This window comes from Pseudomonas sp. H2_D02, from assembly GCF_054677635.1.
This window is the reverse complement of sequence record NZ_CP162816.1, coordinates 4,178,716-4,205,500: the sequence shown is the minus strand read 5'-3', so window position 1 is coordinate 4,205,500 and position 26,785 is coordinate 4,178,716. Positions and strand designations below refer to the sequence as shown.

The window sequence follows — 26,785 nt, the reverse complement described above, 5'->3', positions numbered from 1 at the left end:
TGACAGGCGCCCGGGGTTCAGCCCCGGGAGGCCTTGGTGGCTTTTTTAGCTGGAGCGGATTTGCGTGTTTTCGTCGATTTTGCCGCGGGTTTTTCGGCGGACTTGTCGGGCGCCTTGCCTTTGCCTCCCAGGCTGCGCTTGAGCAGCTCGGTAAGGTCGATGACGTCGGCGGTCTTGCGTTGTTCTTCGCCGGGGTCGGTTTCCACTGCTTCGAGCCGGCCTTCGGTGGCCTTTTTCTCCACCAGTTCCATGATCTTTTCCTGGAAGCTGTCGCGATATTCCTGCGGCTCCCAGTCGCCACTCATGTCTTCCACCAGGCGCTTGGCCATGTCCAGCTCGCCCTTGGCCAGCGTCGGGCTGGTGACTTCGTCGCCCAGTTCCAGGACGTCGAGCTCGCGCACCTCGGCGGGCCAGCGCAGCATCACCAGCACCAGGGCCGATTCCAGCGGCATGAGCGCCGCCAGGTGCTGGCGGGTATGCAACACTACATTTGCCAGGGCGACCTTGTTGGTCTTGAGCAGCGTCTCGCGCAGCAGCGCATAGACCTTGCCGCCACGCTTGTCAGGCGCCAGGAAGTAAGGTTTGTCGATGTTCTGCAGGGGAATTTTTTCGCTGTCGACGAAAGAGAAAATGTCGATGGTCTGGGTGGACTTGGGGTGGGCGGCGCGAATTTCCTCCTCGCTGATCAACACATACTGGCCTTTCTGGTATTCGACGCCCTTGACGATGTCGTCCTTGGTCACTTCCTTGCCCGTGGTCTTGTTGACGCGCTTATAGCCCACCGGGTCCATGGTGCGTTTGTCCAACCAGTCGAAATCCACCCCTTGGGAGGCCGTGGCCGACACCAGCGCCACGGGGATGTGGACCAGTCCGAAACTGATTGCGCCTTTCCAGATTGCCCGTGCCATGGTGCAGATTTCCTTACCGGTGAATGGTCTCTCTGGTGACACTGGGAGATTTGGAAAAGTTTCCATCCGGCGCCGGTTGGCTGCGGTTGGCGCCTGGGTTTGTCCAAAATCCGAGACGCTTGGTTACATCTTCGTCCGGACATTTCGCCTGACAACAGCGAACCTGCGGCGTAGCGTGCTTTCGATATATCGGTGCCGTATCCGTGAATCCGGGAGGTGTCCCATGAACAGGCTGATGTTCGCCATCGCAGGGTTATTGATAAGTACCGCCGTCCAGGCAACTACGCCTGGTCACGGTCCCGTGCTCCTGGCGCAGAACTTGCCGGGCAACAACAATCCCTACAACAGCCCGATTCGCCGGGCCAATCCCAACAGCATGCAGGGCACCCAGCCCAACGTGCCGACGCTACGTGACAACCCGACCGTGCCCGTTCCTCGGCCACCCACCTTGGAAAATGGCGGCATCGGCAATGGCTATCCGCGCTCCGGCCCGCCACCGGGCTCGCCGCGCCCCACCCTCGAATCACCGACGCCGCCCAGGAACCCGAACAATGGCAATCGCTGAGGCGCCGTCTGATCTACCCATCACCACAGAAGGAAGCGTGCATGTTGCGTAAAACCCTGATGACCACCCTTTGTGCAAGCGCTGTACTGGCCTTCGCCACAGCGGCTTCGGCCGCGCCGGTCCAGACATTCAAGAGTGAGGAAGGCACCGTCGAGGTCACCACCGTTGTCAGGGGGCTGGAACATCCCTGGTCGGTTGCGTTCCTGCCGGAGCAACAGGGCATGCTGGTAACGGAGCGCCCCGGCAACCTGCGTTGGGTTAGCGCCGAAGGGAAGTTGTCCGCGCCGTTGAGCGGCGTTCCCGAGGTCTGGGCCAAGGGGCAGGGCGGTTTGCTGGACGTGGTGCTGTCGCCGGACTTCAAGCAGGACCGCACGGTGTATTTGTCCTATGCCGAGGCCGGTGAGGACGGCAAGGCCGGCACTGCCGTTGGCCGGGGGCAGTTATCCAAGGACCTGAAGCGCCTGGACAACTTCGACGTGATCTTCCGCCAGCAACCCAAGCTTTCGACGGGCAACCACTTCGGTTCCCGCCTGGTATTCGACCGCGACGGCTACCTCTTCATCACCCTGGGGGAAAACAACGACCGGCCGACCGCCCAGGACCTGGACAAGCTGCAGGGCAAGATCGCGCGGATCTACCCCGACGGCAAGGTGCCGGACGACAACCCCTTCGTCGGCCAGAAAAATGTCCGCCCGGAGATCTGGTCGTACGGCTTGCGCAACCCTCAGGGCGCTGCGCTCAACCCGTGGAACGGAACGCTCTGGGAAAACGAGCATGGGCCCAAGGGCGGCGACGAGCTGAACATCATCGAACGCGGCAAGAACTATGGCTGGCCGCTGGCGACCCACGGCGACAACTATTCCGGCGCGCCGATTCCCGAGGCCCAGGGCAAGACCGTCGAAGGCACCGTCGGGCCGCACCATGTCTGGCAGGTGTCGCCGGGGCTCAGCGGCATGGCGTTCTACGACAGTGATCGATTCAAGCCTTGGCAACGCAATGCGTTCATCGGTGCGTTGGTGTCGCAGGACCTGATTCGGCTGGAGTTCGATGGCGACAAGGTCGTCCACCAAGAGCGCCTGCTGGGCGGGCTCAAGGAACGTATCCGCGATGTCCGCCAGGGACCGGATGGCTTCCTCTATGTGTTGACCGATGAGGACGATGGCGCCCTTTACAAAGTCGGCTTGAAATGATCGCGATGCGATGAAGCCTCCTTTGTGGCGAGGGGATTCATCCCCGCTGGGCTGCGTAGCAGCCCTAAGCACTGAATTCAAACTCAACTCGCACTCCGAGTTGCCTGGTTTGGGTCTGCTGCGCAGCCCAACGGGGATGAATCCCCTCGCCACAGATTGCAGCGACTTAATTTCCGTTGACTTACCGTTCCCTCGCGGCTAGTTTCCAGCCATGACTTCCACCGTACTGCGCAGCCAGCCAAGCATTATTACCGCCATTCCTTATTTGGCGGGCTAGCTCACGAGTGCACCCAACCCGCCCTAGAGGCGGGTTTTTTCTTTCTGTCTCCTGGGCCTGATCCGAACCAGGAGACCACTATGACCCCCACCAGCGCCGAGCAAACCCTGCTGGAGCACTACGTCAAGAAGATACTCGCCGCTCCGGTCTACGAACTGGCGATCCCCACGCCATTGCAGGCAGCCCCGGCGTTGTCCCAAGCCTTGGGCAACCGGATCCTGCTCAAGCGGGAAGACCTGCAGCCAACGTTCTCCTTCAAGATTCGCGGGGCCTACAACAAGCTGGTGCAACTGACGCCAGAACAGCGTGCCCGAGGCGTTATCACCGCGTCGGCGGGCAATCATGCCCAGGGCGTGGCGTTGGCCGCACGGGAATTGGGCATCTCGGCCAGCATCGTCATGCCCCGGACCACACCGCAACTGAAGGTATCGGGCGTGCGCAGTCGAGGCGCCGAAGCGTTGCTGCACGGAGAGAGCTTCCCGTTCGCCCTGGCGTTTGCGTTGGACTTGGCTCGACAGACCGGGCGTGAGTTCGTCTCGCCGTTTGACGATCCGGACGTCATCGCCGGCCAGGGAACCGTCGCGATGGAGATCCTGCGCCAGCATCCAGGCCAGTTGGACGCCGTTTTCGTACCGGTGGGCGGCGGCGGGCTGATCGCGGGAGTGGCGGCGTATATCAAATATCTGCATCCGGAAATCCGCATCATCGGCGTCGAATCCGAACATTCCGCCTGCCTCCAGGCGGCGATGGCAGCCGGTATGCGGGTGACGCTGCCGAGCGTGGGCACCTTCGCCGATGGCGTGGCGGTGGCGCAGATCGGCGAACATGGCTTCGATATCTGTCGTTTCTGTGTCGATGAGGTCATGACGGTCAGCGATGACGAGCTTTGCGCGGCGATCAGGGACATCTATGACGACACCCGCTCGATCACCGAGCCATCAGGCGCGTTGGCGGTGGCGGGGATCAAGCAATACGTGGCGCAAAGCGCAGCGTCAGGCGAGACGCTGGTGGGTATCAACTCGGGCGCCAACATCAATTTCGACACGCTGCGCCACGTGGTGGAGCGTGCTGGCGTGGCGGTTTCTTGAGAATGTGCCGGGGCATCGTGATTTTTTTGAAGCAGGCGACGAACGCACAGGTGTGCAATCGAAATAGTGGCTAGTCTGAGCAATCAGGCAGGCCGGGCCAGTTGCACTTTGCATGGATAAAACGCCGCTTGCGTGCAAATTGCATGACCGTCTCGCTTGATGTTTTTGCTAAGTAATTGATTTGCAACAGTGTCGATGTATCGAGGTAAGGGCATATTTTTTGCGAGTTGATTCGAGAGTTCGAATAACGAGCTTTAACAACACAACAACGCCAAGATGAACGAACGGCACGGCATTCGTAGTCCTGTCCGCAGGGAAGAATCGGACGAAAATTCCGCCGTCGTGAACATAAGTTGGCTGCCTCAACAGGAGAGAGTTGCCATGTTTTTATCTGCCCTCGAAATGCGAAACATCATTGAAAGCAGCTTGCTGCCCAAGCGCTCGCAATGCACGTTGTCCCCGGATCTTTCCATGACGATCAAGATTTACGACGATCACGAAACCGACCGCGTAGCGCTGATCAAAAGTGATATCGATGCCACCAAGCTGACAGGCTGCCGGGCCATCAACGATCTGATTGCCGAGCTGCGTACAGAGCTGGACCATGGCAATAGTGGCGGCAACTACTTCCAGCAACAGCACCGGATGAGCGGTCGTTAATTACGTTCTTTCCTGAACCTGACGCCGGGATCGATGAGTTCGAGCCCAGCGTCCGGTTTCGATCCGCTTAGTTCAATTGTTCACGATAGGGCAGGTCAGGCCCATTCCTCCCACACGTCAACGCCGCGGCGCCCATGGCGAACGCCAGCATGCTGTCGATGTGTTCCCGTTCCAGCGAATTCACTGCTTCCACTGAATCCAGATTGTGCTCCGTGAGCCAGGCGATCAACGCCGCCTGGAAGGTATCTCCCGCGCCCACCGTATCGGCGATGGTCACTGGGCAGGCGGGCAGGGACCATACGCCATGCTGACGGCTGAACGCTGTCGCGCCCTGGCCGCCACGGGTCAGGAACACCAACTGGCAACGATGCTCCAGCCATCCATCGATCACCTCCAGCGGGTCCCGGTCGGGATACAGCAGGTTCAGGTCTTCGTCACTGACTTTGATCAGGTCGACGTAGCGCACCAACGTCGCGATCCGCGAGCGCCACAGCTCGATATCCGGTTGCGGGTTGAGCCGCACGTTGGGGTCCAGGCTGATCAGGCGCTTGCCGCTTTCCCGTTGCACGAGCGCCAGCAGCGTGTCGGCCACCGGTTGCACTACCAGGGAAAACGAGCCGACATGCAGGCCGCGCACCTCGGGACCTAGCGCCGGCAGATGTGCCAGGCTCAGTTGTCGGTCGGCGCAGCCTTCGCCACGAAAGCTGTAGTGCGGCGAACCATTGGCCCCGACGGCGACCATGGCCAAGGTCGTTGGCGCGTCGAAATCGTGGGCAAATTGTGTGTTGACGCCTTCATTGACGAGCACTTGCTGCAAGCGACGCCCCAGATAGTCCGTGGAAAGCCCGGTAAATAGCGCCGACTCGACCCCCAGCCGACGCAACCCCACCGCCACGTTGAACGGCGAGCCACCCGCGATCGCCTTGTAATTCACTTGCGACGCTGGCGCTCCAGCATCGTTTGCGCTGAAAAAATCAAACAGCGCCTCACCACACACCAAATACATAATTGCCTGCTCTCAAAGGGTTGCGACGTGTTGCCGGTAACGTTCGTAGGCGTGTTGCGACGCCGTGACATGTTCGGTGACGGGCCGGGTTTCGCTGGCCGGATCGAGCTTGACGCAGCGCTGGCACAACTCAGCCAGGGATTCTTGTGCATTGCCATGACACCACGCTGCCTGGATCGCGCCGCCGAGGGCGGCGGCCTCGCTCTGCTCGGTGCAGATGACCGTGGTGTCCATGATGTCGGCGACGATCTGCCGCCATACCGCACTCTTCGAGCCGCCGCCGATCAGGCGGATGCTCTCGGCCTTGAGCCCGTTGGCGCGTAGCAGGTCGAGGCCATAGCGCAGGCCGAAGGTCGTGCCTTCGACGACTGCGCGGCACAGATTGGCCCGAGTCAGGTTGGTGGTCGTCAGGCCGAGGAGGCTGCCGGTGGCATGGGGCAGGGCGGGGACGCGCTCGCCATTGAGGAATGGCAGCATGCAGACGCCCTCGGCGCCGATCGGTGCCTGGGTCACCAGGGTGTTGAAGCTATCGATATCCAATTCCAGCAGCTCGCGCACGGCCCCGGTGGCATTGGTCAGGTTCATGGTGCAGATCAGCGGCAACCAGCCGCCGCTCGAAGAACAGAACGTTGCCACCGACGCTTGCGGGCTGACGGTGGGATCCGCTGCATAGGCATACACGGTGCCGGAGGAGCCGAGGCTCATGGTGATGACGCCGGGCTGGATGTTGCCGGTGCCGATGGCGCCCATCATGTTGTCACCGCCACCGCTGGACACCACGGCTTCGGGGTTGAGGCCCAGGTGCGCGGCGATTTCGGGCAGGATCCTGCCGACGGGCTGGTGAGCCTCGATCAGTTCGGGCAGCGCCGATTGCAGCCGGCCGCTGGGGTCGATATGCCGTAGCAGTTCCATGTCCCATTGGCGGGTGCGCACGTTGAAATAGCCGGTGCCCGAGGCGTCGCCGTATTCGCTGCAATGGCGGCCGGTGAGCCAGTAATTGAGGTAATCGTGGGGCAACAGGACGCTGGCGATACGGTCGAAAATTTGCGGATGCTGCTCTTGGGTCCACAGCAGTTTGGACACGGTGTAGCCGGGCGCGATGACCACGCCGAGGCGTTCAAGGGCGCCGCCTTCGCCGCCGAGGTGCGCCAACAGACGGTCGTTTTCCGCCGTGGTCTCGGTGTCGCACCACAACTTGGCCGGGCGCAGCACCTCGCCTTGGTCATCCAGCAGCACCAGCCCGTGCTGTTGGCCGGACACCCCGATGCCAAGGATCGCGTTTCCATCGACCCCGGCGGCATTCAAGGCCTGATGAGTCGCCTGGGTGAAAGCGTCGAGCCACTGCTGGGTGTCCTGTTCACGGCGACCGTTGGCACCGCTGATCATGCTGTGGCCAGCGGCGCCCTGGCCGAGTACCTCGCCGCTGATCGCATCGAGGATCAGCGCCTTGGTGCCTTGGGTGCCGCAGTCGATACCCAGGAACAATTGTTGGTTTGCCATGGAAATCCTCGGGTCAAAAGAGCAAAACACAGAACCTGCGGTTAACGGCTTTACCTGTGGCGAGGGAGCAAGCTCCCTCGCCACAAAAGCGGATCGTACCTAGCCTTGGTCAGCCAGCACTCGCTCAAGCGTTCTCGTCACCCCATGCTCGCGCAAGCTGTTGCAGCACCACTCGAAGGCTGCCACGAATTCGGGTGAACGGGGAATCGCCGTGCCAAAAATTTCTTCCACGTCCAGCATCCGCTGGGTCACCAGCACATCGTCGGCCACCAACGCCTGGCAGAACGCCGCCCGTGGGTCGGGGATCGAATAGGTTGTGCCATTTTCATCCACGCCCTTCAGGTACACGGCCCAGGCCGCGACGACCAGTGCGGCACGGCGGGTCTCGCCCCCGTCGGCAATCAGCCGATTGATCGTCGGTACGGTGAATTTCGGGAATTTCGACGAACCGTCCGAACAGACCCGTTCCAGCTGGTCGGCGATGGCCTGGTTCGAGAAGCGCTCCACCAGGGTGTCCTTGTATTCCGTCAGGTCGATGCCGGGCACGGGCGCCAGTTGCGGCGTCACATCCAGGTCCATGTAGGCGCGGATATAGCGCACGAACAGCGGGTCATTCATGGTTTCGTGGACGAAGCGATAGCCCTTGAGGAAGCCCAGGTAGGTCAGGGCGAGGTGGCTGCCGTTGAGCAGCTTGATCTTCATCTCTTCATAGGGCGATACGTCGTCGGTGAACTGCACGCCGACTTTCTCCCAGGCCGGGCGACCGTTGACGAACTTGTCTTCCAATACCCACTGCACGAACGGTTCGCAGACCACCGGCCAAGCGTCATCGACGCCGTGCTCGTCATGCAATTGCAGACGATGGGCGCTGCTGGTCATCGGGGTGATGCGATCGACCATGGCGTTGGGAAAACCCACGTTCTGGCCGATCCATTGCCCCAGATCGGGGTCGCGCAACGCGGCAAAGGCGAGCAGTGCCTTGCGCGCGACGGCGCCGTTGTGGGGCAGGTTGTCGCAAGACATCAGGGTGAACGCCGGGATGCCCGCCGCGCGACGCTTGGCCAGGGCGGCGCAAAGAAAGCCGAACACGGTTTTCGGTTCGTCGGGGTGGCTCAGGTCGTGCTGGATCTGCGGCAGATGGGCCATGAACTCGCCGTTGCTGTCGTCGATGCAATAGCCACCCTCGGTGATGGTCAGCGAGACGATGCGAATCTGCGGGTCGGCCAGTTTGTCGATCAGCGCCTGGGCGCCGTCTTCGGCCAGCAGCATGTCGGTGATGGCGCCGATCACGCGGACTTCGGTGTCGTCGGTGTCGCCCAATTCATACAGGGTGAACAGGTAGTCCTGGCCGGCCAGGTCATCCCGGGCGCGGCGATCTTCGGCGCGCAGGCCTACGCCGCAAATGGCCCAGTCGAGACCTTCTCCAGTGTTCATCAGCGCATCGGTGTAGTACGCCTGGTGCGCCCGGTGGAAACCGCCGACGCCGATGTGGGCGATGCCTTGGCGACGGTCGCCCAGGTTGTAGGCGGGCAGGACGACCTCGGCGTTGAGGTTGTGCAGGTTCTGTCGGTTGAGTTTCATCGCAAAAAATCTCGGCAATCAGGCGGCGGCGCGCAGCGCGCGGGAAACCGCAACGCCCTCGGCATCGAATAAGTGGCAGTGTTCGGCGTCCAGGTGCAGGTCCAGTTGCTCGCCGAAACGGCTCGCCAGGTCGCCACGCACCCGCATGGTCAAGGCTTCGCCGGACGCGGTGACGACGTGGCAGAAGGTGTCGCTGCCCAGGCGCTCGCTGACATCGGCGGTGACGCGTAGCGTGCAGTCGCCCGGCTGGGCCAGGTTCAGGTGTTCAGGGCGGATGCCGAGGGTCACGGCACCGCCAACGCTCAGGTTGGCGCCACTGCGCGGCAGGTTGATGCGCGTGCCGGCATCCAGCAGCACTTCACAACCCTGGCTGTCCAGAGCAGTGACCTTGCCTTTGAGAAAACCCATCTTCGGCGTGCCGAGGAACCCGGCGACGAACAGATTGGCGGGCTGGTGGTACAGCTCCAGCGGCGAGCCGACCTGTTCGATGCGCCCGCCGTTGAGCACCACTACCTTGTCGGCCAGGGTCATGGCTTCGACCTGGTCGTGGGTCACGTAGATCATCGTCGCTTGCAGTTCCTTGTGCAGGCGCGCCAGTTCCAGGCGCATCTGCACCCGCAGGGCGGCGTCGAGGTTGGACAACGGCTCGTCGAACAGGAAAATCTTCGGATTGCGCACGATGGCCCGGCCGATCGCCACGCGCTGGCGCTGACCACCTGACAGTTGCTTGGGCTTGCGCTCCAGCATCGGCCCCAGTTCGAGGATGCGCGCCGCTTCGTTGACCTTCTTCTCGACGTCGGCCTTGGGCACGCCGGCCAGATCGAGGGCGAAGGACATGTTCTTGCGCACGCTCATGTGCGGGTACAAGGCGTAGGTCTGGAACACCATCGCCAGGTCGCGCTTGGCCGGGCTGACTTCGGTGATGTCGCGGCCGTCCAGTTCGATGGTGCCGTCGCTGACCTCTTCCAGGCCGGCAATCAGCCGCAGCAACGTGGACTTGCCGCAGCCCGATGGGCCGACAAAGACCACGAATTCACGGTCGTTCACCTCAAGGTCGATGCCCTTGATGATGGAAAATCCTTCGAAGCCTTTTTGCAGATTCTTGATTTTCAGGTTGGCCATGATGATGGGCCTCCACTTCTGATAATGGTATAGGGCGCGTTACTTCACCGCGCCGAAGGACAAACCGCGCACCAGCTGTTTCTGGCTGATCCAGCCGAAAATCAGGATCGGCGCGCAGGCCAGGGTCGAGACGGCGGACAACTTGGCCCAGAACAAACCCTCGGGGCTGGAATATGAGGCGATCAACGCCGTCAGCGGCGCGGCCTTGGAGGAGGTGAGGTTCAGCGACCAGAACGCCTCGTTCCAGCACAGGATCAGCGAAAGCAACACGGTGGAGGCCAGGCCGCCCTTGGCAATCGGCAGCAGCACGCGGACCATTTCCTGCCACAGGGTGGCACCGTCCAGGCGCGCAGCTTCGAGGATGTCGCGCGGGATGTCCTTGAAGTAGGTGTAAATCATCCAGACCACGATCGGCAGGTTGATCAGCGTGTAGATGATGATCAGCGCAATCCGGGTGTCCAGCAGGCCAAACTGCTTGGCGAGCAAGTAGATCGGCATCAGCACGCCCACCGGTGGCAGCATCTTGGTGGAGAGCATCCACAGCAGGGTGCCTTTGGTGCGCTGGGTTTCATAGAACGCCATGGAGTAGGCCGCTGCGGCACCGCGATCAGCAGGCAAAGGGCGGTGGCGCTGAAGGAAATCACCACCGAGTTCCAGGCGAAGCTGAAGTAGTTGCTGCGCTCGTTGATGTGCAGGTAGTTCTCCAGCGTCGGCGCGAAAATGAACTGCGGCGGCGTGGCGAAGGCGTCGATTTCGGTCTTGAAACTGGTCAGCACCATCCAGAAGATCGGAAAGAAGATCACGATCGCGATGGCCCAAGCCAGCGTGCCCAACAGCAGGCTTTGCAGGCGACGGGATTGTTGAAGAGTCATGGCGACGGCCTCAATGCTTGTCGGTGAGGTTTTTGCCGATCATCCGGACCAGGATGATGGCAGCGATGTTGGCGATCACCACGGCGATCAGGCCACCGGCCGACGCCATGCCGACGTCGAACTGCACCAGCGCCTGGTTGTAGATCAAGTAGGCGAGGTTAGTGGAGGCGTAGCCGGGGCCGCCGTTGGTGGTGGTGAAGATTTCGGCGAACACCGACAGCAGGAAAATGGTCTCGATCATCACCACCACGGCAATCGGGCGGGCCAGGTGCGGCAGGGTCAGGTGCCAGAAAATCGCTATGGGGCCGGCACCGTCGAGGCGGGCGGCTTCTTTCTGTTCCTGGTCGAGAGACTGCATGGCGGTCATCAGGATCAGGATCGCGAACGGCAGCCATTGCCACGACACGATGATAATGATCGACAGCAGCGGGTAATGGGCCAGCCAGTCCACCGGCTGCGCACCGAAGAGCTTCCACACCGAGGCGAGGATCCCGGAGACCGGATGGAAAATCAGGTTTTTCCAGATCAGCGCGCCGACGGTTGGCATGATGAAGAACGGCGAGATCAGCAGCACACGGACGATGCCGCGACCGAAGAATTCACTGGCTTCCAGCAGCGCGCTGATCAGTACGCCGAGGACGATGCTGATCAACAGCACGCTGCCCACCAGCAGCAATGTATTGGTGGCGCCGGGCATGAACCCCGAGTCGGTCAGGAAATAAGTGAAGTTCTCCAGCCCGACGAATTCGTTTTCGCCGGGATAGAGCAGGTTGTAGCGGATCATCGAGAAATAGACGGTCATGCCCAGCGGCACGATCATCCACAGCAGCAACAAGGCGACCGAAGGGCTGACCAGGAACCAGCCGGGGTTGGCCAGGCGGATCTTGCGGGCTGGCGGGGCTATTTCGATGGGGGCTTTGACTGTCGTTGTTGAAGTATTCATGGCATTGAACCGATTTAGACAGGCCTACGAAAATCCACTGTGGGAGCGAGCTTGCTCCCGATGGCGGAGCGTCAGGCAACAAAAATGTTGATTGTGCCGAACTCATCGCGAGCAAGCTCGCTCCCACATAAAGGCGAAAAGCGGATTACTTGGGATACCCAGCGCGCTTCATCTCGCGTTCAGTGGTGGACTGCGCGGCGGTCAAGGCCTGGTCCACGGTCTGCTGGCCGGTCAGCGCGCCCGAGAAGAATTTGCCCACCTGGGTGCCGATGGCCTGGAACTCGGGGATGGTCACCAACTGGATGCCGATGTAGGGCACGGGCTTGAGGGTCGGGGCTTTCGGGTCAGCAACTTTCAACGATTCCAGCGTCACCTTGGCAAACGGTGCGGCCTTCATGTATTCGTCGCTGTAGGTCGAGGTGCGGGTACCCGGTGGGACGTTGGCAATGCCGTCGGTCTTGGCGACCAACTGACCGTACTCCTTGGACGTTGCCCAAGTGGTGAAGACCTTGGCCGCATCCTTGGCTTTGGAGCTGGTCGGAATCGCCAGGGACCAGGAGTACATCCACGAGGTGCCCTTGTCGGTTTTCTCGTGGGGCGCGAAGGTGAACCCAACGTGATCGGCCACCTTGCTCTGGGTCTTGTCGGTCACGAACGAACCGGCGACGCTGGCATCGACCCAGACCGCGCACTTGCCGCTGTTGAACAGCGCCAAGTTCTCGTTGAAACCGTTGCTGGACGCGCCCGGCGGGCCGGATTTCTTCATGTTGTCGACGTAGAAGTTCAGCGCATCCTTCCACTCGGGTCCATTGAACTGCGGCTGCCACTTCTCATCGAACCAGCGCGCACCAAAGCCGTTGGCGAGGGTGGTGATCAGCGCCATGTTCTCGCCCCAACCGGCCTTGCCCCGCAGGCACAGGCCATATTGTTCCTTGGATTTGTCGGTGAGTTTTTCCGCGAACTCGCCAATCTGGGTCCAGGTCGGGTGTTCGGGCATGGTCAGCCCGGCATCCTTGAACAGGTCCGTGCGGTAATAGGTGATCGAACTCTCGGCATAGAACGGCAGGGCGTACAGCGAGCCCTTGACCGACAAACCATCGCGCACGGAAGGGAAGACGTCCTCCAGGTCGTAGGAAGCCGGCAGGTCTTTCATGGGTTCCAACCAGCCCTTGGCGCCCCAGAGTGCAGCTTCGTACATGCCAATGGTCAGCACGTCGAATTGCCCGCCCTGGGTGGCGATGTCGGTGGTCAGGCGCTGGCGCAGGACGTTTTCTTCGAGCACCACCCAGTTCAGCTTGATGTCCGGGTGCTCGGCCTCGAAGGTCTTCGAGAGCTTTTGCATGCGGATCATGTCGCTGTTGTTGACGGTGGCAATGGTCAGGGTTTGTGCGCCGAAACTGACGCTGCTGAGGGTCATGCAGGTGGAGACAAGCAGAGCTTTTACCGAAGGTTTCATCGCGCACTCCTTTTCCGCGCCCACGGGCTGCAGAAGGACAGTTATTGTTTTTGTGTCTTCCGGATGAGTGGAAGAATGTGCGCTGATTACAGCCCTCAATGAACGGTGTGACAAATCATCCGTCACACTTTTACTGATACTTTTTTGCACTGCTGGGCTGATGGGATTCATTTGTGGCGAGGGGATTTATCCCCGCTGGGGCGCGAAGCGGCCCCCGAGTCCTGTCTGATACAACGCACTGGCAGACATACATGGGGCTGCTGCGCAGCCCAGCGGGGCGGTGCGACGTTTCGCTAAATCCCCTCGCCACGGGAGCTGTCCCAGGGTGTTCAGCCCTGGTTCTGCTCGGTCAACCGTTGCACCGCCAGCCGCCGGTAATGAGAAGGGGTCATGCCCTTGAGTTGCTGGAAGCGCCGGTTGAAATTGGAAATATTGTTGAAACCCGATTCAAAGCACACGTCCGTCACCGGTTTGTCGCCATCGGCCAGCAGCTCGCAGGATTTGCTGATGCGCAGGCGATTGACGAACTCGATGAAGCAGCGCCCGGTGGCTTGCTTGAAAACCCGGCTGAAATAGGTGGGTTTCATGCCCAGGTGCTCGGCCACTTCCTCCAGGGGCAATTCGCGGGCGTAGTGGGCGAAAATGTAATCCACCGCGCGGTTGGTACGGTCAATGCTGTGCTCGTCCGCCGCCTGCGTGGAGGTGGCGCCTGAAAGCAATTGGTAGTCGTCGCAGCTCGCCAGCAATTCCATGAGGATGAAAAAATAGCCCAGTCGGCTCATGCCCTGGGAATCGGCAATGCGCTGCATAAGTATCATCGCCTGGCGGACTGTGCGCTTGCAGCGGAACTCGATGCCGTATTGAGCCCGTTCCAGCAGCGGCGCCAGGGTCTTGAGTTCGGCAAATACCTGGTTGCCGCTTTCGAACAGCTCATCGGTGAAATTCACCAGCATGTCACGCTTGGGCACCACTTCATCCTCCTCCACCTGGCTGATCCAGTTGTGGGGCAGGTTGGGGCCGGTGAGGAACAGCGACTGCGGGGAAAAGTTGCCGATGTAATCGCCGATGAAGACCTTGCCCGAACTCGCGACGATCAGGTGCAGCTCGTATTCCTTGTGGAAATGCCAGCGTACCAGCGGGCAGGGGAAACCGTGCTGGCGGTAGATGATGGACAGGCCGTTATGATCGTCCATCAACTCGTAGGAAGGGTCGGTGACTCTGGCTGTGCGGGTCATGTGCCTGGCGCTTTTGTTGTTATCGCCGCTGGATAATGCCCCCTTCGCCGTCCGGGTTCCAGCCCTGGCGAACGAAGGCTGGCTCAGCTGTTGCGGTTCTTTTCCTCGATCCATTGGGACATGTACTGGGTGCTCTTGTGCTGATGGTGGCGCAGCATGCTGCCGAGGAAGTTGTCCCGGCGGCGTCGTGCCAGGTCGGCGCGGCAGGCGTTGAGGCTGTCGATCAGCGCAGGAGCGTGGACCTGCCGACGGAAACGCTCCGCCAGCAAGGCCAGCCCCGCCTCTTGGGCATGGGCCCAGCGGGCCGGGTCGGTATACAACTGCACGGCGGCGTTGGCGATGTCCTCGGCGCTCTGTGCGATCTCACCGGGCCAGGGCATTGCGCCATGCATGGCTTCGGCGCCGATGGGCGTGGTGACGCTGGGTGTGCCGCAGAGCATGGCTTCGATCAGCTTGCCCTTGATGCCGGCGCCGAAACGCAGCGGCGCCAGGCAGATACGCGCCGCGGACATGACCTGCAAGGCATCCTCGGCCCAGTTCATGATATGAAAGCCCTGGGTCGGGTTGTGCAGCGCTGCGGCCTTGGGCGGCGTGTAGGCGCCGTAGAGATGCAGCTGGGCGCCGGGCAACCGTTGGCGAATCAATGGCCACACTGCGTTTTTCATCCAGAGCACGGCGTCCCAGTTCGGTGCGTGGCGGAAATTGCCGATGCTGAGGAAATGCGCCCGATCATCGAAGGGCACGAACGGTTCGGTGGGCAGGTCCAGCATCAACGGACACCAGAGCAGCAACTCGCGGGGCACCTTGAAGTGTTCAACCAGCAAATCGATCTCGAATTCGGAAACCATCAGGTTCAAGTCGCAACGCAACAGGGCGGCGATCTCACGCTTGGCCATGTCAGTGTCGGCCATCAGCTCGAACTCCTCGCGCAGGGCCGGGGCGAACAGATCGCGGAAATCCTGGCAGGCCTCGTCGACTTTCAAGCGATCCTTCAGGCGCTGATGCCGGGCATGACGCAGGCTCTGCAAGTCCGATGTTTCCAGCACTCGCAGGGCGTCGGGGCAGTGTTTTTCCACCCGCCAGCCAAACTGTTCTTCCATCATGAACTGATCGAACAGGACGATATCTGGCGCCAGCTCGTTGATGAAAGCGTCGAAACTGCTGTTGTTGAGCTCGATCGGTACTTCCCGGATGCCCAGGCCGATCAGGTCGGCGCGGTTTTCACCGGGCTTGGCGGGGCTGCTGAAGGTGATGTCCCAGCCTTGTCCGACAAAGGCTTCCAGCAGTTGCATGACATGCCCACCCGCCGCCGATGAGCGTGGCTCGGGCCAGACATAGCCGATAACCAGGACTTTGGTGGTGGGGTGAGGCATGGCGGGTAATCCTTGGAGCGTTTCAGGCGCAGTCGGCGCGCGGGGCGCCGATAGTGACCAAGAATGCGCCTGGGCTCAAGAAAGAATCCTTTTGACCTTGTCGCGCAATTGATCAATGGAGAACGGTTTGCCAATCACGTTCATGCCTTCCGGCACGTCGATGCTTTCGGCGTAGCCGCTGGCGAACAGGATAGGAAGGCCGGGGCGTACGCTGCGTGCTTCTTTGGCGAGTTCGCGACCGTCCATGATCGGCATGTTGACGTCGGTCATCATCAGGTCGATGGAGCGGTCCGTATCTTTCAACAGCGCCAGCGCCTTTTCGCAACCTTCTGCCTCCAACACCTTGTATTCCAGCTCTTCCAGAACATCGACAATCAACATGCGCACGATGCTGTCGTCTTCGACTACCAGAATGGTGGGAGGGGTGACAGGAGCGGGGACGGACATAATAGACTTCTCGGAAGATGGAATCGGGAGGGCGTGGCAAAGAACCGGCCGTATGCATGAGTAAGTCGCGAGGCGGCACAAGTTCCCGAACTTGTACAAGAAAGGATCTATAGTACAAGAGCTGACAAGGATAGTCGCATCCTTGAGACCCAGGCGAACGGCCCGGGGATTTGCGTCCTGGACTTGTCGGAAGTGTGGATCCAACCCGTGTTTTTGGGCAAACTCCACGGTTTTCAACTATTCACCAGGGCCATTTCCAATGCCTCTTTCGTCTTCGGTCGACGAGCACAGTTTTCGCAAGCTCCTGAGCCGCAATATCAGCCTGCCCCTGGGCATGGGCGCCCTCAGCGCCGTGTTTTTCATTGCGTTGATCACGTACCTGCTGTCGGTGATCCAGTGGGTCGGGCACACCGATCGGGTCCTCAACAACGTCAACGACGCCATGAAGCTGAGCGTGGACCTTGAAACCGGCATGCGCGGCTATTTGTTGAGCGGCGACGAGCACTTTCTCGATCCCTACGAGGTGGCCAAGCCGCGCATCGCGGTGGCACTGGATACATTGTTGGAACTGACAGCCGACAATCCCGTGCAGACTGACCGTCTGCACAAGATCCAGGCGCTCCAGGTGGAATGGGGCAACTACGCCCAGAGCATGATCGATCTGCAACGCAGCAGCGGTGATTACCGGGGCGCTGTAAAGGCCGGACGCGGCAAGCGATTGACCGACGAGATACGCAAGACCTTCGAGGACGTCGTCGAAACCGAACAGCAACTGCGCGCCCAGCGCAACGAGCAAGTGCGCACCACGACGGTCTGGAGTATCTCGCTGTACTTGCTGTTTGTCGTGGCCGTCAGTGGGCTATTGGCCTACGTTGGTCGCCGGGACCTGTTGAACCTGTCGCGCAGCTATAGCGCGACCCTCCAGGTCCAGCAGCAGAGCGCCGCCCACCTGGAAAAACAAGCGTGGCTGCGCAACGGGCAGACTCAGTTGGCCGAGCAGGTCCTGGGGCAACTGACCCTGAACCTGCTCGGCCGCAACATCCTGCAGTTCTGCGCGCAATACCTGGACACCGTGGTCGCGGCACTTTATGCGCGAGAAGAAAACGGCGTCCTCCGGCGCGTCGCTACCTACGGCATGTCCCGGGAGGATGACGAGCAGCAACAGGTCATCATCGACGGCGAAGGCATCGTCGGACAGGCCGTGCGGCAAGGCCGCGTCATTCGTCTTGATGATGTCCCGGGCGACTACCTGAAAGTCAGTTCCGGGCTCGGCAAGGGGCGACCCAACTGCGTGCTGGTGGTGCCGACCCGTGACGACGACCGGATCAATGGTGTCGTCGAGTTGGGCTTCCTGCGACCCTTGACCGAGCGGGACATCGAATTGCTGGAGCTGGTGGCCGGCAACATTGGCACCTCCATCGAAGCGGCTCGTTATCGCCAGCGCCTGCAAGAAGTATTGGCCGAGACCCAGCAGTTGAACGAAGAGCTGCAAGTGCAGCAGGAAGAGCTCAAGACCGCGAACGAGGAATTGGAAGAGCAGTCGCGCATCCTCAAGGAATCCCAGGCGCACCTGGAAGCCCAGCAACAGGAGTTGGAACAGACCAACGAGCAGTTGGCCGAACAGCGCGACGCCATGGATCAGAAGAACAGCGAGCTGAACCTGGCCCAGATCCAGTTGCAGGAGCGCGCCGAAGAGCTGCAGCGTTCGAGCAAGTACAAGTCCGAGTTCCTGGCCAACATGTCCCATGAACTGCGCACCCCGCTGAACAGCTCGTTGATCTTGTCCAAGTTGCTGGCGGAAAACCCCCACAAGAACCTCAGCGAAGAGCAGGTCAAGTTCGCTGAGTCGATCTACTCCGCCGACAATGACCTGCTGAATCTGATCAACGACATTCTCGATATCTCCAAGGTCGAGGCCGGAAAGCTGGAGGTGCGCCCGGAAAACACCGGCGTTGCGCGCCTGGTGGAAGGGCTGCGCGATCTGTTCACGCCGTTGGCGAGGGAGAAAGGCCTGGACTTCGACGTGCAGGTGCAGCCCGATGCGCCGGCGATGCTGTACACCGATCGCCAGCGCCTGGAACAGGTGCTCAAGAACCTATTGTCGAATGCGGTGAAGTTCACCGAACACGGCTCTGTCCGGCTCAACGTGGCGGGCCAGCCGGGTGGCGGCATCGCGTTCATGGTCCGCGACTCGGGGATTGGTATCGCCGCCGACCAGCAGCAGAGCATCTTCGAGGCGTTCCGCCAGGCCGACGGCACCACCAATCGCCGTTACGGCGGCACGGGGCTGGGGCTGTCGATTTCCCGGGACCTGGCGACGTTGCTGGGCGGTTCCATCTCGGTGACCAGCGCGCCAGGGCAGGGCAGTGAGTTCACGCTGGCAATGCCTGGGCGCTACGTTGAACCCGGGGACAACCCTATCGCGCCGATGACGTTCAGCCCGCTCGGCAGCGTCGCCGACACCGGTCCAGGCGCCCGCACCCGCGCCGGCGCCGTTGGTCGCCGAGGTGGAGGCGCCTGTCCCGCAATTCGCTGATGACCGCGAAAAGGCGCCTTTCGACAGCCGTTGCATCCTGGTCATCGAAGACGAGCCCAAGTTTGCCCGGATCCTGTTCGACCTGGCCCACGAGCTCGGCTATCAATGCCTGGTGGCCCACGGTGCCGACGAAGGGTTTGACCTGGCCTCACGGCTCAGCCCCGACGCGATCCTGCTGGACATGCGCCTGCCGGACCATTCCGGGCTGACGGTGCTGCAACGCCTCAAGGAACAGGCTGCCACCCGGCACATCCCTGTGCATGTCATTTCCGTCGAGGACCGCGTCGAAGCCGCAATGCACATGGGCGCCATCGGTTACGCGGTCAAGCCGACCACCCGCGAGGAGCTCAAGGACGTGTTCGCGCGCCTGGAGGCCAAGCTGACCCAGAAGGTCAAGCGGGTGCTGCTGGTGGAAGACGATGACCTGCAGCGCGACAGCATTACTCGCCTGATCGGCGACGAAGACATCGAGATCACCGCCGTCGGCCTCGCCCAGCAAGCCCTGGATCTGCTGCGCGACAACGTCTATGACTGCATGATCATCGACCTCAAGCTGCCAGACATGCTCGGTAACGATCTGCTCAAGCGCATGTCCAGCGAAGAGATCTGTTCGTTCCCGCCCGTGATCGTCTACACCGGGCGCAACCTGACGCGCGATGAAGAAGCCGAGCTGCGCAAGTATTCGCGCTCGATCATCATCAAGGGCGCACGTTCGCCGGAGCGCCTGCTGGACGAAGTGACACTCTTTCTGCACAAAGTCGAATCCAGGCTGTCACATGAACGGCAGCGGATGCTTCAGACTGCCCGCAGCCGCGACAAGGTTTTCGAAGGCCGCAAGGTGCTGTTGGTGGATGACGATGTGCGCAACATCTTTGCCCTGACCAGCGCCCTGGAGGCGAAAGGCGCGATCGTGGTCATCGGTCGTAACGGCTACGAGGCGATCGAACGCCTGAATGAAGTCGAGGACATCGACCTGGTGCTGATGGACGTGATGATGCCCGAGATGGATGGCTTTGAAGCCACCACGCTGATCCGCAAGGACCCGCGCTGGCAGAAACTGCCCATCATCGCGGTGACGGCCAAGGCCATGAAAGATGACCAGGAGCGGTGCCTGGCGGCCGGCTCCAACGATTACCTGGCCAAGCCGATCGACCTGGATCGCCTGTTTTCACTGATTCGCGTGTGGTTGCCGAATATGGAAAGAATTTAGTGGAACGTAACACTGACATTGAACTTCGTCTGTTGATCGAAGCGATCTACCTGAAGTACAGCTACGACTTCCGTGATTACTCCGGCGCTTCCATCAAGCGCCGGGTCCTGCATGCGTTGAGCCAGTTCGATTGCAAGACCATCTCGGCGCTGCAGGAGCGGGTGCTGCATGATCCGGGGGCCTTCATGCAATTGCTGCAATTGCTGACGATCCCCGTCAGCGAGATGTTCCGCGACCCCTCGCATTTCCTGGCGATCCGCGAGGAAGTGGTGCCGCTGCTCAAGACCTATCCCTCGATCAAGATCTGGATCGCCGGCTGCAGCACCGGGGAAGAGGTCTACTCCATGGCGATCCTGCTGCGCGAGGAGGGGCTGCTGGAGCGCACGCTCATCTACGCGACGGACATCAATCCGCGGTCGTTGGAAAAGGCCAAGCAAGGCATTTTCTCCTTGGAAAACGTCAGGGCCTACACGCAAAACTATCAGCGGGCGGGAGGCCGGCAGTCATTTGCCGATTACTACACCGCCGCCTACGATTACGCCATGTTCGATAAAACCTTGTGCCAGAACGTGACGTTTGCCGACCACAGCCTGGCGACCGATAGCGTTTTCTCGGAAACACAGTTAATTTCCTGTCGTAACGTATTGATATATTTCAATAAAAAACTGCAAGATCGTGCCTTCGGCTTGTTCCACGAATCCCTCTGCCATCGTGGTTTCCTGGTGTTGGGCAGCAAGGAAACACTGGATTTTTCGGTGTTTGGCAAGCAATTCGAACCGTTGGTCAAACAGGAACGGATCTATCGCAAGTTATGAAATCAATGACGGACAGGCCCAGGCCCGTGATCGAGGCCATTGTCGTCGGCGCGTCTGCCGCACGGCGTCGAAGCGCTGCTGAAAGTGTTCAGCCGATTGCGCCCAGGATTCAGCTTGCCGATCCTGGTGGTGTTGCATCTGCCGGACGAGCGTCATAGCCAACTGGCCCAAGTATTCGGTCATCGCCTCGCGGTACCGGTGGAGGAAGCCCGGGACAAACAGGACATCGTGCCCGGAACCTTATACGTTGCGACGCCCGGTTATCATCTGTCGATCGAGGCTGACCGTAGCCTGTCCTTGAGCCTGGAAGAACCGGTGCACCACTCTCGCCCCTCCATTGATGTGTTGTTCGAGTCGGCCGCCGATGTCTATGGCGGTCATTTGCTGGCAGTCGTGCTGACCGGTGCCAATAGCGATGGTGCACGGGGCCTGGCCAAGGTCAAGGCGCTGGGTGGCATCACGGTTGTCCAGGACCCGGAGGAGGCGCAGGTCCCAACCATGCCCGAAGCGGCACTTACCTTGCACGAGCCCGACCACATCCTCACTTTGCAGGGCATCGGCCAATTGCTGGCCGGCCTGGAATGAATCACATGCCAAGAGATATTCAAGCCAAACTGCTGATCGTCGATGATCTGCCTGAGAATCTGTTGGCCCTGGAAGCGTTGATCAAACGCGACGACCGTCAGGTCTATAAAGCGTTGTCGGCGGACGAAGCATTGTCCCTGCTGTTGCAACATGATTTTGCCCTGGCAATCATCGACGTACAGATGCCGGGCATGAACGGTTTCGAACTGGCCGAGCTGATGCGCGGCACGGAAAAGACCCGCAGTATCCCGATCATCTTCGTCAGCGCCGCCGGCCGCGAGCGCAACTACGCCTTCACTGGCTACGAGAATGGCGCGGTAGATTTCCTGCACAAGCCACTGGACAACCATGCGGTCAAAAGCAAGGTCAACGTATTCGTCGAGCTTTATCGCCAGCGCAAGGCGATGAAGGAGCAGGTGATTGCCCTCGAGCAGAGCCGTCGGGAGCAGGAGCAGTTGCTTCAGCAACTGCAAGCCACCCGCAGCGAGCTCGAACAGGCGGTGCGCATGCGTGACGACTTCATGTCGATCGTCGCCCATGAGGTGCGTACGCCGCTCAACGGGCTGATCCTGGAAACGCAGTTGCGCAAGATGCACCTGGCCCGGGACAACGCCGCGGCGTTCACGCTGGACAAGGTGAAGGCGATGGTCGAGCGTGACGAGCGCCAGATCAAGAGCCTGATCCGCTTGATCGAAGACATGCTGGACGTGTCGCGGATTCGCACCGGCAAACTGTCCATCCGTCCGACTCGCTTCAACTTGACGGCGCTGGTGCAGAACCTGCTGCATAACTTCCAGCCGCAGATCGCCGCCGCCGAATGCACGGTGACCTGTACCGCCGAATCATCGGTGGAAGGGCATTGGGATGAGTTTCGCATCGAGCAGGTGGTTTCGAACCTTTTGACCAACGCGTTGCGCTATGGCAGCAAGAGTCCGATCGAGGTGCGGGTCTACCAGACGCCCGATCATGCCTGCGTCGAAGTCCAGGACCATGGCATCGGCATCAGCGAAGAGAACCAGGCGCGCATTTTCCAGCAATTCGAACGGGTGTCATCCAAGGCTGCCGCGACGGGCCTGGGGTTGGGGCTGTTCATCTCCGAGCAGATCGTCACCGCCCACGGCGGTATCATCACGGTCAATAGTCGCCTCAACGAAGGGGCGTTATTCCGCGTTTGTCTGCCTTTTCAGAAAACTGGCGAACGGACGCAACCTCTGAGCGACCCCAAGGTCGTATCAGCAGCTATTGATCCAACAAAGGCTTCTCATGAGTGAAGATGCGCAAGACGTTGTACTGATCGTCGAGGATGACCCATCGATCCTGATGGTGCTGTCGGCCTACTTGTCCGGCGAGGGTTATCGGGTGTTGCAAGCCGAAAACGGTGAGCAGGCGTTCGAGATCCTGGCGAGCAAGCCTCATCTGGACATGATGATCACTGACTTCCGCTTGCCCGGTGGCATTTCCGGGGTGCAGATTGCTGAGCCTGCGGTGAGGTTGCGTCCGGACTTGAAGGTTATTTTCATCAGTGGTTATGCGCAGGAAGTGCGTGAGACTGACAGTCCGATTACGCGCAAGGCGCCGATTTTGGACAAGCCGTTTGATTTGGATGTGTTGCAGGGCATTATGCAGGGGATGTTGTCTTAGTTCTTTTGGTGCGGGTTGCGTATAGCCATTTCTGCGGTAACAGCTGATTGAGTACATATCCGTTTCTGCGGTAACGGCCGCTGGCGGTTCCGCCCTTACGGCGGGTCACTTTTTTCAGACGCCAAAAAAGTAACCAAAAAGGCTTTGCCCCACCACTCGGTGCCTCGCCTAGGCTCGGCATGCCCTCACTCCGGCCTTGCTCCGTGGGCCCGCCGCGATGGGCCATCCATGGCCCTGCGCGGCTATCCCGGCATCCATGCCGGGATGCCCACTCCACAAGGCCTGCGTTCGGCCAGCGTGGTTTTACGGGGCGCCAAGATCAAGATCAAGATCAAGATCAAGATCAAGATCAAGATCAAGATCAAGATCAAGATCAAGATCAAAAGCAAAGCAAGTCCGCTTCCACACTGGATTTCCAGCAGCCACAGCACTGATGTGGACCAGATTCCCTGTGGGAGCGAGCTTGCTCGCGAAGAGGCCAGCACATCCAACATCATTATCGACTGTTCCATCGCCTTCGCGAGCAGGCTCGCTCCCACAGGGGGGGACGCGATCATCAAAGAGCCCGGCCGGCCTCAAACCTTGATCATCTCCCGCACCTTCGCCGTCAGCAGATCAAACGTAAACGGCTTGGTGATCATCTGCATGCCCGAATCCAGGAAGCCACCGCGCACCGCCGCGTGTTCAGCGTAACCGGTGATGAACAGCACCTTGAGATCGGGGCGGATCTGGCGGCCGATTTCCGCCAGTTGCCGGCCATTCATGCCAGGCAAGCCCACGTCGCTGATCAGCAGGTCGATGCGCTGGCTAGACTGCAGGATCGGCATCGCGCCGTTGGCATCGCCGGCTTCGACGAAGGCGTAGCCCAACTCGCTCAGCACCGCGCTGACCAGGACACGCACCGCCGGATCGTCTTCGACGATCAGCACGGTTTCGCCATCTTGCGCATAAGGCGCCTGTTGGGCGTGGACCAGCGGTTCGTCTATCTCTTCGCCAATGAAGCGCGGCAAGTAGAGATTCACGGTCGTGCCTTTACCGACCTCGCTGTCGATGGTCACGTGGCCGCGTGACTGTTTGCTGAAACCATAGATCATCGACAGCCCCAGCCCGGTGCCCTGGCCGATGGGTTTGGTGGTGAAGAACGGGTCGAATGCACGATTGATCACCGCTTCGGGCATGCCGCAACCGGTGTCCTGCACGCTCAGCACGACGTAGTCACCGGGCTCCAGGTTGGTATAGGCGTCGGTGAAGCCGGTGTCCAGGTATTGATTGAAGGTCTGCACCACCAGTTTGCCGCCGTCGGGCATGGCGTCGCGGGCGTTGAGGACCAGGTTGAGCAGGGCGCTTTCCAGTTGGTTGGGGTCGGCTTCGGCGATCCAGAGTTGTTCGTCCAGGCGCATTTCCAGGCCGATGCTCTCATTGAGGCTGCGTTGCAGCAGCTCGCCCATGGACAGCACCAGGGTATTCATCTGCACGGCCTTGGAGTCCAGCGATTGCCGCCGGGAGAATGCCAGCAGTCGGTGGGTCAGGCCGGCCGCCCGATTCGCCGACGTCACGCCCAGGTCGATCAGGCTGTCGAGGTCTTCGGTGCGACCGCGGGCCAGGCGTCGGCGCAGCAGTTCGAGACTGCCGATGATGCCGGTGAGCATGTTGTTGAAGTCATGGGCGATGCCGCCGGTGAGCTGGCCGACCGCTTCCATTTTCTGCGATTGGCGCAAGGCTTCCTCGTTGTGACGCAATTGGGCGGTGCGCTCCTCGACTTGCTGCTCAAGGGTTTCAAGGGTGTTCTGCAGGCGCAGCTCACTGTTGCTGAGGTCGATCAGGCGGTCCCGTGCGTCATATTGCCTTCGACGCCCGCGCAAGGCCGTGGTGACCAGGCTGACCAGCGTCACCGGGTGGAAGGGCCGTTCCAGGAACGTCACGTTGCCCAACTGGGTGCCGATGCGTGCCACCGGGTTTTGCTCCGGTCCGCCATGATGCGTCAGCAGGACGATGGGCAGATCGGACCAGGCCGGTTGCTGTTCGATGTACTGGAACAGGGTTTCCAGGTCCGGCCCGACCAGGGCCTCCGAGGAAATCACCAGCAGGCCTGCGCCGTGCTCCAATTCCTCACACAAATGCCCCAAGTGACTGCAGACAAGGCCGCTGAAACCGGCTTCCTTGAGAATCATCAGGGCAATCTGGCTGTCCCGTCCCAGCGGCGCGAGAATCAGCGCCCGCTCGAACAAGGGTTCGGCCGACGTCACTGGGAATCATCCTCGAGCAGCGGATTATCCGCTCCCATATAAGTCGGTACTCCACGCAATACACCCTGGAATGCTTCCAGCGGCTCGCCAATGGTCATCCCCAGCTTGCTGATGCGGTATTCACGAATCGTCGATTCATGGCTGCCGGTCCGTTTCTTGATGATGGAAACCGCTCGGCGAACCTTGCCCAGCGCCTCGAAGTAGCGCAACAGGATGACGGTGTCGGCCAGGTAGGTGATATCCACCGGCGCCTGCATGTCGCCTACCAACCCGTGCTGCGCAACCGTCATGAACGTCGCCGCGCCCTTGCGGTTCAGGTAAAGCAGCAGCTCATGCATGTGCAGGACCAGGGCGTTTTCTTCCGGCATGGCGGCCTGGTAGCCGTTGATGCTGTCGATGACGACGGTCTTGATGTTCGCGTCATTGACGCAACGCCGTACCCGATGGGAGAACTCACCGGGAGACAGCTCGGCGGCGTCGACTTGCTCGATCAGCAAGTTGCCGGTCTTTTGCAGCTCCAGCAGGTCGATGCCGATATTCTTCATCCGCTCGAACAGCAAACCCAGCTCTTCATCGAAAATGAACAGCGCGGCTTTTTCGCCGCGATGTACTGCCGCCGCCGCGAAGATAAGGGAAATCAATGATTTGCCGGTACCGGCCGGGCCCAGGATCAGCGTGCTTGAGCCGGTCTCGATACCGCCACCCAAGAGGGCGTCCATTTCCGCGATGCCGCTGGAGAGTTGTTGGCGAACGTATTGGCCTCGATGTTCGGCGGCCACCAGGCGAGGGAAGACATGCACGCCGTCGCCCATGATCGTGAAGTCATGGTAGCCGCCCCGGTATTTCTGCCCGCGGTATTTCACCACCCGGAGTCGGCGTCGTTCGGCACCGTAGTTCGGGGTCAGTTCTTCGAGGCGGATGACACCGTGAGCCACGCTGTGCACGGTCTTGTCGAGGGACTCGGTGGTCAGGTCATCGAGCAGGAGCACGGTAGCGTCGTAGCGCACGAAGTAATGCTTGATCGCGAGGATCTGTCGGCGATAGCGCAGGGAGCTTTGCGCCAGGAGACGGATCTCCGAGAGGCTGTCCAGCACGACTCGAGTCGGCTTGAATCGCTCGACCACTTCGAAGATCTGCCGGGTCGCTTCTCCCAGCTCCAGGTCCGAGGAGTACAGCAGGCTTTGCTGGTGTTCGGCGTTGAGCAGGCTCTCGGGTGGGGTCAGCTCGAAAATGTGGATATTTTCATCCAACGTCCAACCGTGGGAGGCTGCGCCCTGGCGCAATTCACGCTCGGTTTCCGACAGCGTGATGTACAACGAGCGCTCGCCGGCTTCGGCGCCGGCCAGCAGGAAGTGCAACGCGACCGTGGTCTTGCCAGTGCCCGGTTCTCCCTCAAGGAGGAACACGTGGCCTCGGGACAAACCACCGGAAAGAACATCGTCCAGTCCTTCGATACCGGTGGCGGCTTTTGCGCTGATCAACTCGTTAGATGTAGTCAAAAATAACCCTCTCATGACTAGGGAAGTGGG

The 26,785-nt window shown here is 60.6% G+C and carries 20 protein-coding genes and 3 pseudogenes; 10 read left to right on the top strand and 13 right to left on the bottom strand.

Annotation, left to right across the window (positions count from 1 at the left end):
* Positions 1-17: 17 nt before the first annotated feature.
* Positions 18-908: a non-homologous end joining protein Ku gene (gene ku / locus AB4N42_RS19205; protein WP_198796951.1), complete on the bottom strand. Its 891-nt coding sequence runs from the start codon at positions 906-908 to the stop codon at positions 18-20.
* A 223-nt stretch (positions 909-1,131) separates the two neighbouring features.
* Here ku and AB4N42_RS19200 point away from each other — a divergent pair, with 223 nt between their 5' ends.
* The 4 genes from AB4N42_RS19200 (at position 1,132) to AB4N42_RS19185 (ending at position 4,688) form a co-directional block, all read left to right on the top strand.
* The gene (locus AB4N42_RS19200; RefSeq protein WP_431145585.1) at positions 1,132-1,473 is read left to right on the top strand and encodes a hypothetical protein; all 342 of its coding nucleotides are present in this window, start codon (positions 1,132-1,134) and stop codon (positions 1,471-1,473) included.
* A gap of 41 nt (positions 1,474-1,514) precedes the next feature.
* On the top strand, positions 1,515-2,663 hold the full coding sequence (locus AB4N42_RS19195; protein ID WP_334597525.1) for a PQQ-dependent sugar dehydrogenase: 1,149 nt from the start codon (positions 1,515-1,517) through the stop codon (positions 2,661-2,663).
* A gap of 357 nt (positions 2,664-3,020) precedes the next feature.
* Entirely contained in the window at positions 3,021-4,028 is a 1,008-nt protein-coding gene (gene ilvA, locus AB4N42_RS19190; protein ID WP_460115177.1) for a threonine ammonia-lyase, biosynthetic, read from the top strand.
* 381 nt (positions 4,029-4,409) lie between these two features.
* Complete coding sequence (locus AB4N42_RS19185; RefSeq protein ID WP_030142686.1) at positions 4,410-4,688, top strand: DUF1652 domain-containing protein; 279 nt, start codon at positions 4,410-4,412, stop codon at positions 4,686-4,688.
* A 67-nt stretch (positions 4,689-4,755) separates the two neighbouring features.
* Here AB4N42_RS19185 and AB4N42_RS19180 read toward each other — a convergent pair whose 3' ends face one another.
* The 10 genes and pseudogenes from AB4N42_RS19180 to AB4N42_RS19135 all read right to left on the bottom strand — a co-directional run bounded on the left by AB4N42_RS19180 (position 4,756) and on the right by AB4N42_RS19135 (position 16,223).
* Positions 4,756-5,694: a carbohydrate kinase family protein gene (locus AB4N42_RS19180; RefSeq protein ID WP_460115176.1), complete on the bottom strand. Its 939-nt coding sequence runs from the start codon at positions 5,692-5,694 to the stop codon at positions 4,756-4,758.
* Positions 5,695-5,706: 12 nt separating this feature from the next.
* Positions 5,707-7,194 carry a xylulokinase gene (gene xylB / locus AB4N42_RS19175; protein WP_334597527.1) on the bottom strand — a complete coding sequence of 496 codons (1,488 nt, stop codon included), beginning with the start codon at positions 7,192-7,194 and terminating at the stop codon, positions 5,707-5,709.
* A gap of 99 nt (positions 7,195-7,293) precedes the next feature.
* A complete protein-coding gene (locus AB4N42_RS19170; protein ID WP_217861881.1) occupies positions 7,294-8,775 on the bottom strand; it encodes a mannitol dehydrogenase family protein in 1,482 nt (493 codons plus the stop codon).
* A gap of 18 nt (positions 8,776-8,793) precedes the next feature.
* Positions 8,794-9,897 carry an ABC transporter ATP-binding protein gene (locus AB4N42_RS19165; RefSeq protein WP_198796947.1) on the bottom strand — a complete coding sequence of 368 codons (1,104 nt, stop codon included), beginning with the start codon at positions 9,895-9,897 and terminating at the stop codon, positions 8,794-8,796.
* Positions 9,898-9,936: 39 nt separating this feature from the next.
* A pseudogene (locus AB4N42_RS19160) lies at positions 9,937-10,769 on the bottom strand (carbohydrate ABC transporter permease).
* 10 nt (positions 10,770-10,779) lie between these two features.
* Complete coding sequence (locus AB4N42_RS19155; protein WP_030142680.1) at positions 10,780-11,712, bottom strand: carbohydrate ABC transporter permease; 933 nt, start codon at positions 11,710-11,712, stop codon at positions 10,780-10,782.
* Positions 11,713-11,857: 145 nt separating this feature from the next.
* A complete protein-coding gene (locus AB4N42_RS19150) occupies positions 11,858-13,168 on the bottom strand; it encodes an ABC transporter substrate-binding protein (RefSeq protein ID WP_030142679.1) in 1,311 nt (436 codons plus the stop codon).
* A gap of 329 nt (positions 13,169-13,497) precedes the next feature.
* A complete protein-coding gene (locus AB4N42_RS19145; protein ID WP_030142678.1) occupies positions 13,498-14,403 on the bottom strand; it encodes an AraC family transcriptional regulator in 906 nt (301 codons plus the stop codon).
* 83 nt (positions 14,404-14,486) lie between these two features.
* Positions 14,487-15,776 carry a glycosyltransferase family 4 protein gene (locus AB4N42_RS19140; RefSeq protein ID WP_030142677.1) on the bottom strand — a complete coding sequence of 430 codons (1,290 nt, stop codon included), beginning with the start codon at positions 15,774-15,776 and terminating at the stop codon, positions 14,487-14,489.
* 75 nt (positions 15,777-15,851) lie between these two features.
* A complete protein-coding gene (locus tag AB4N42_RS19135; RefSeq protein ID WP_460115175.1) occupies positions 15,852-16,223 on the bottom strand; it encodes a response regulator in 372 nt (123 codons plus the stop codon).
* Positions 16,224-16,482: 259 nt separating this feature from the next.
* Here AB4N42_RS19135 and AB4N42_RS19130 point away from each other — a divergent pair.
* From AB4N42_RS19130 to AB4N42_RS19105, 6 genes and pseudogenes are all read left to right on the top strand, one after another.
* Positions 16,483-19,969: pseudogene (locus AB4N42_RS19130) on the top strand (response regulator).
* Positions 19,969-20,784, top strand: coding sequence for a CheR family methyltransferase (locus tag AB4N42_RS19125; RefSeq protein ID WP_030142674.1), 816 nt, complete (start codon positions 19,969-19,971; stop codon positions 20,782-20,784). Before AB4N42_RS19130 ends, AB4N42_RS19125 begins: the two are co-directional and overlap by 1 nt.
* Positions 20,781-21,369, top strand: a pseudogene (locus AB4N42_RS19120) (chemotaxis protein CheB). Before AB4N42_RS19125 ends, AB4N42_RS19120 begins: the two are co-directional and overlap by 4 nt.
* A 5-nt stretch (positions 21,370-21,374) precedes the next feature.
* Positions 21,375-22,640, top strand: coding sequence for a hybrid sensor histidine kinase/response regulator (locus tag AB4N42_RS19115; protein WP_198796943.1), 1,266 nt, complete (start codon positions 21,375-21,377; stop codon positions 22,638-22,640).
* Entirely contained in the window at positions 22,633-23,010 is a 378-nt protein-coding gene (locus tag AB4N42_RS19110) for a response regulator (RefSeq protein ID WP_030142671.1), read from the top strand. Before AB4N42_RS19115 ends, AB4N42_RS19110 begins: the two co-directional genes overlap by 8 nt.
* A gap of 228 nt (positions 23,011-23,238) precedes the next feature.
* Positions 23,239-23,703: a hypothetical protein gene (locus tag AB4N42_RS19105; RefSeq protein ID WP_460115174.1), complete on the top strand. Its 465-nt coding sequence runs from the start codon at positions 23,239-23,241 to the stop codon at positions 23,701-23,703.
* On the opposite strand, the gene AB4N42_RS19100 is transcribed toward AB4N42_RS19105, so the two are convergent.
* Together AB4N42_RS19100 and AB4N42_RS19095 are read right to left on the bottom strand one after the other, a co-directional pair.
* Positions 23,586-25,256 (bottom strand): response regulator, encoded by a 1,671-nt coding sequence (locus AB4N42_RS19100; protein ID WP_258650823.1) that lies wholly within the window; start codon positions 25,254-25,256, stop codon positions 23,586-23,588. The two genes, AB4N42_RS19105 and AB4N42_RS19100, sit on opposite strands and share 118 nt — an antisense overlap.
* A complete protein-coding gene (locus AB4N42_RS19095; RefSeq protein ID WP_030138660.1) occupies positions 25,253-26,755 on the bottom strand; it encodes an ATPase domain-containing protein in 1,503 nt (500 codons plus the stop codon). Before AB4N42_RS19095 ends, AB4N42_RS19100 begins: the two co-directional genes overlap by 4 nt.
* Positions 26,756-26,785: the final 30 nt, after the last annotated feature.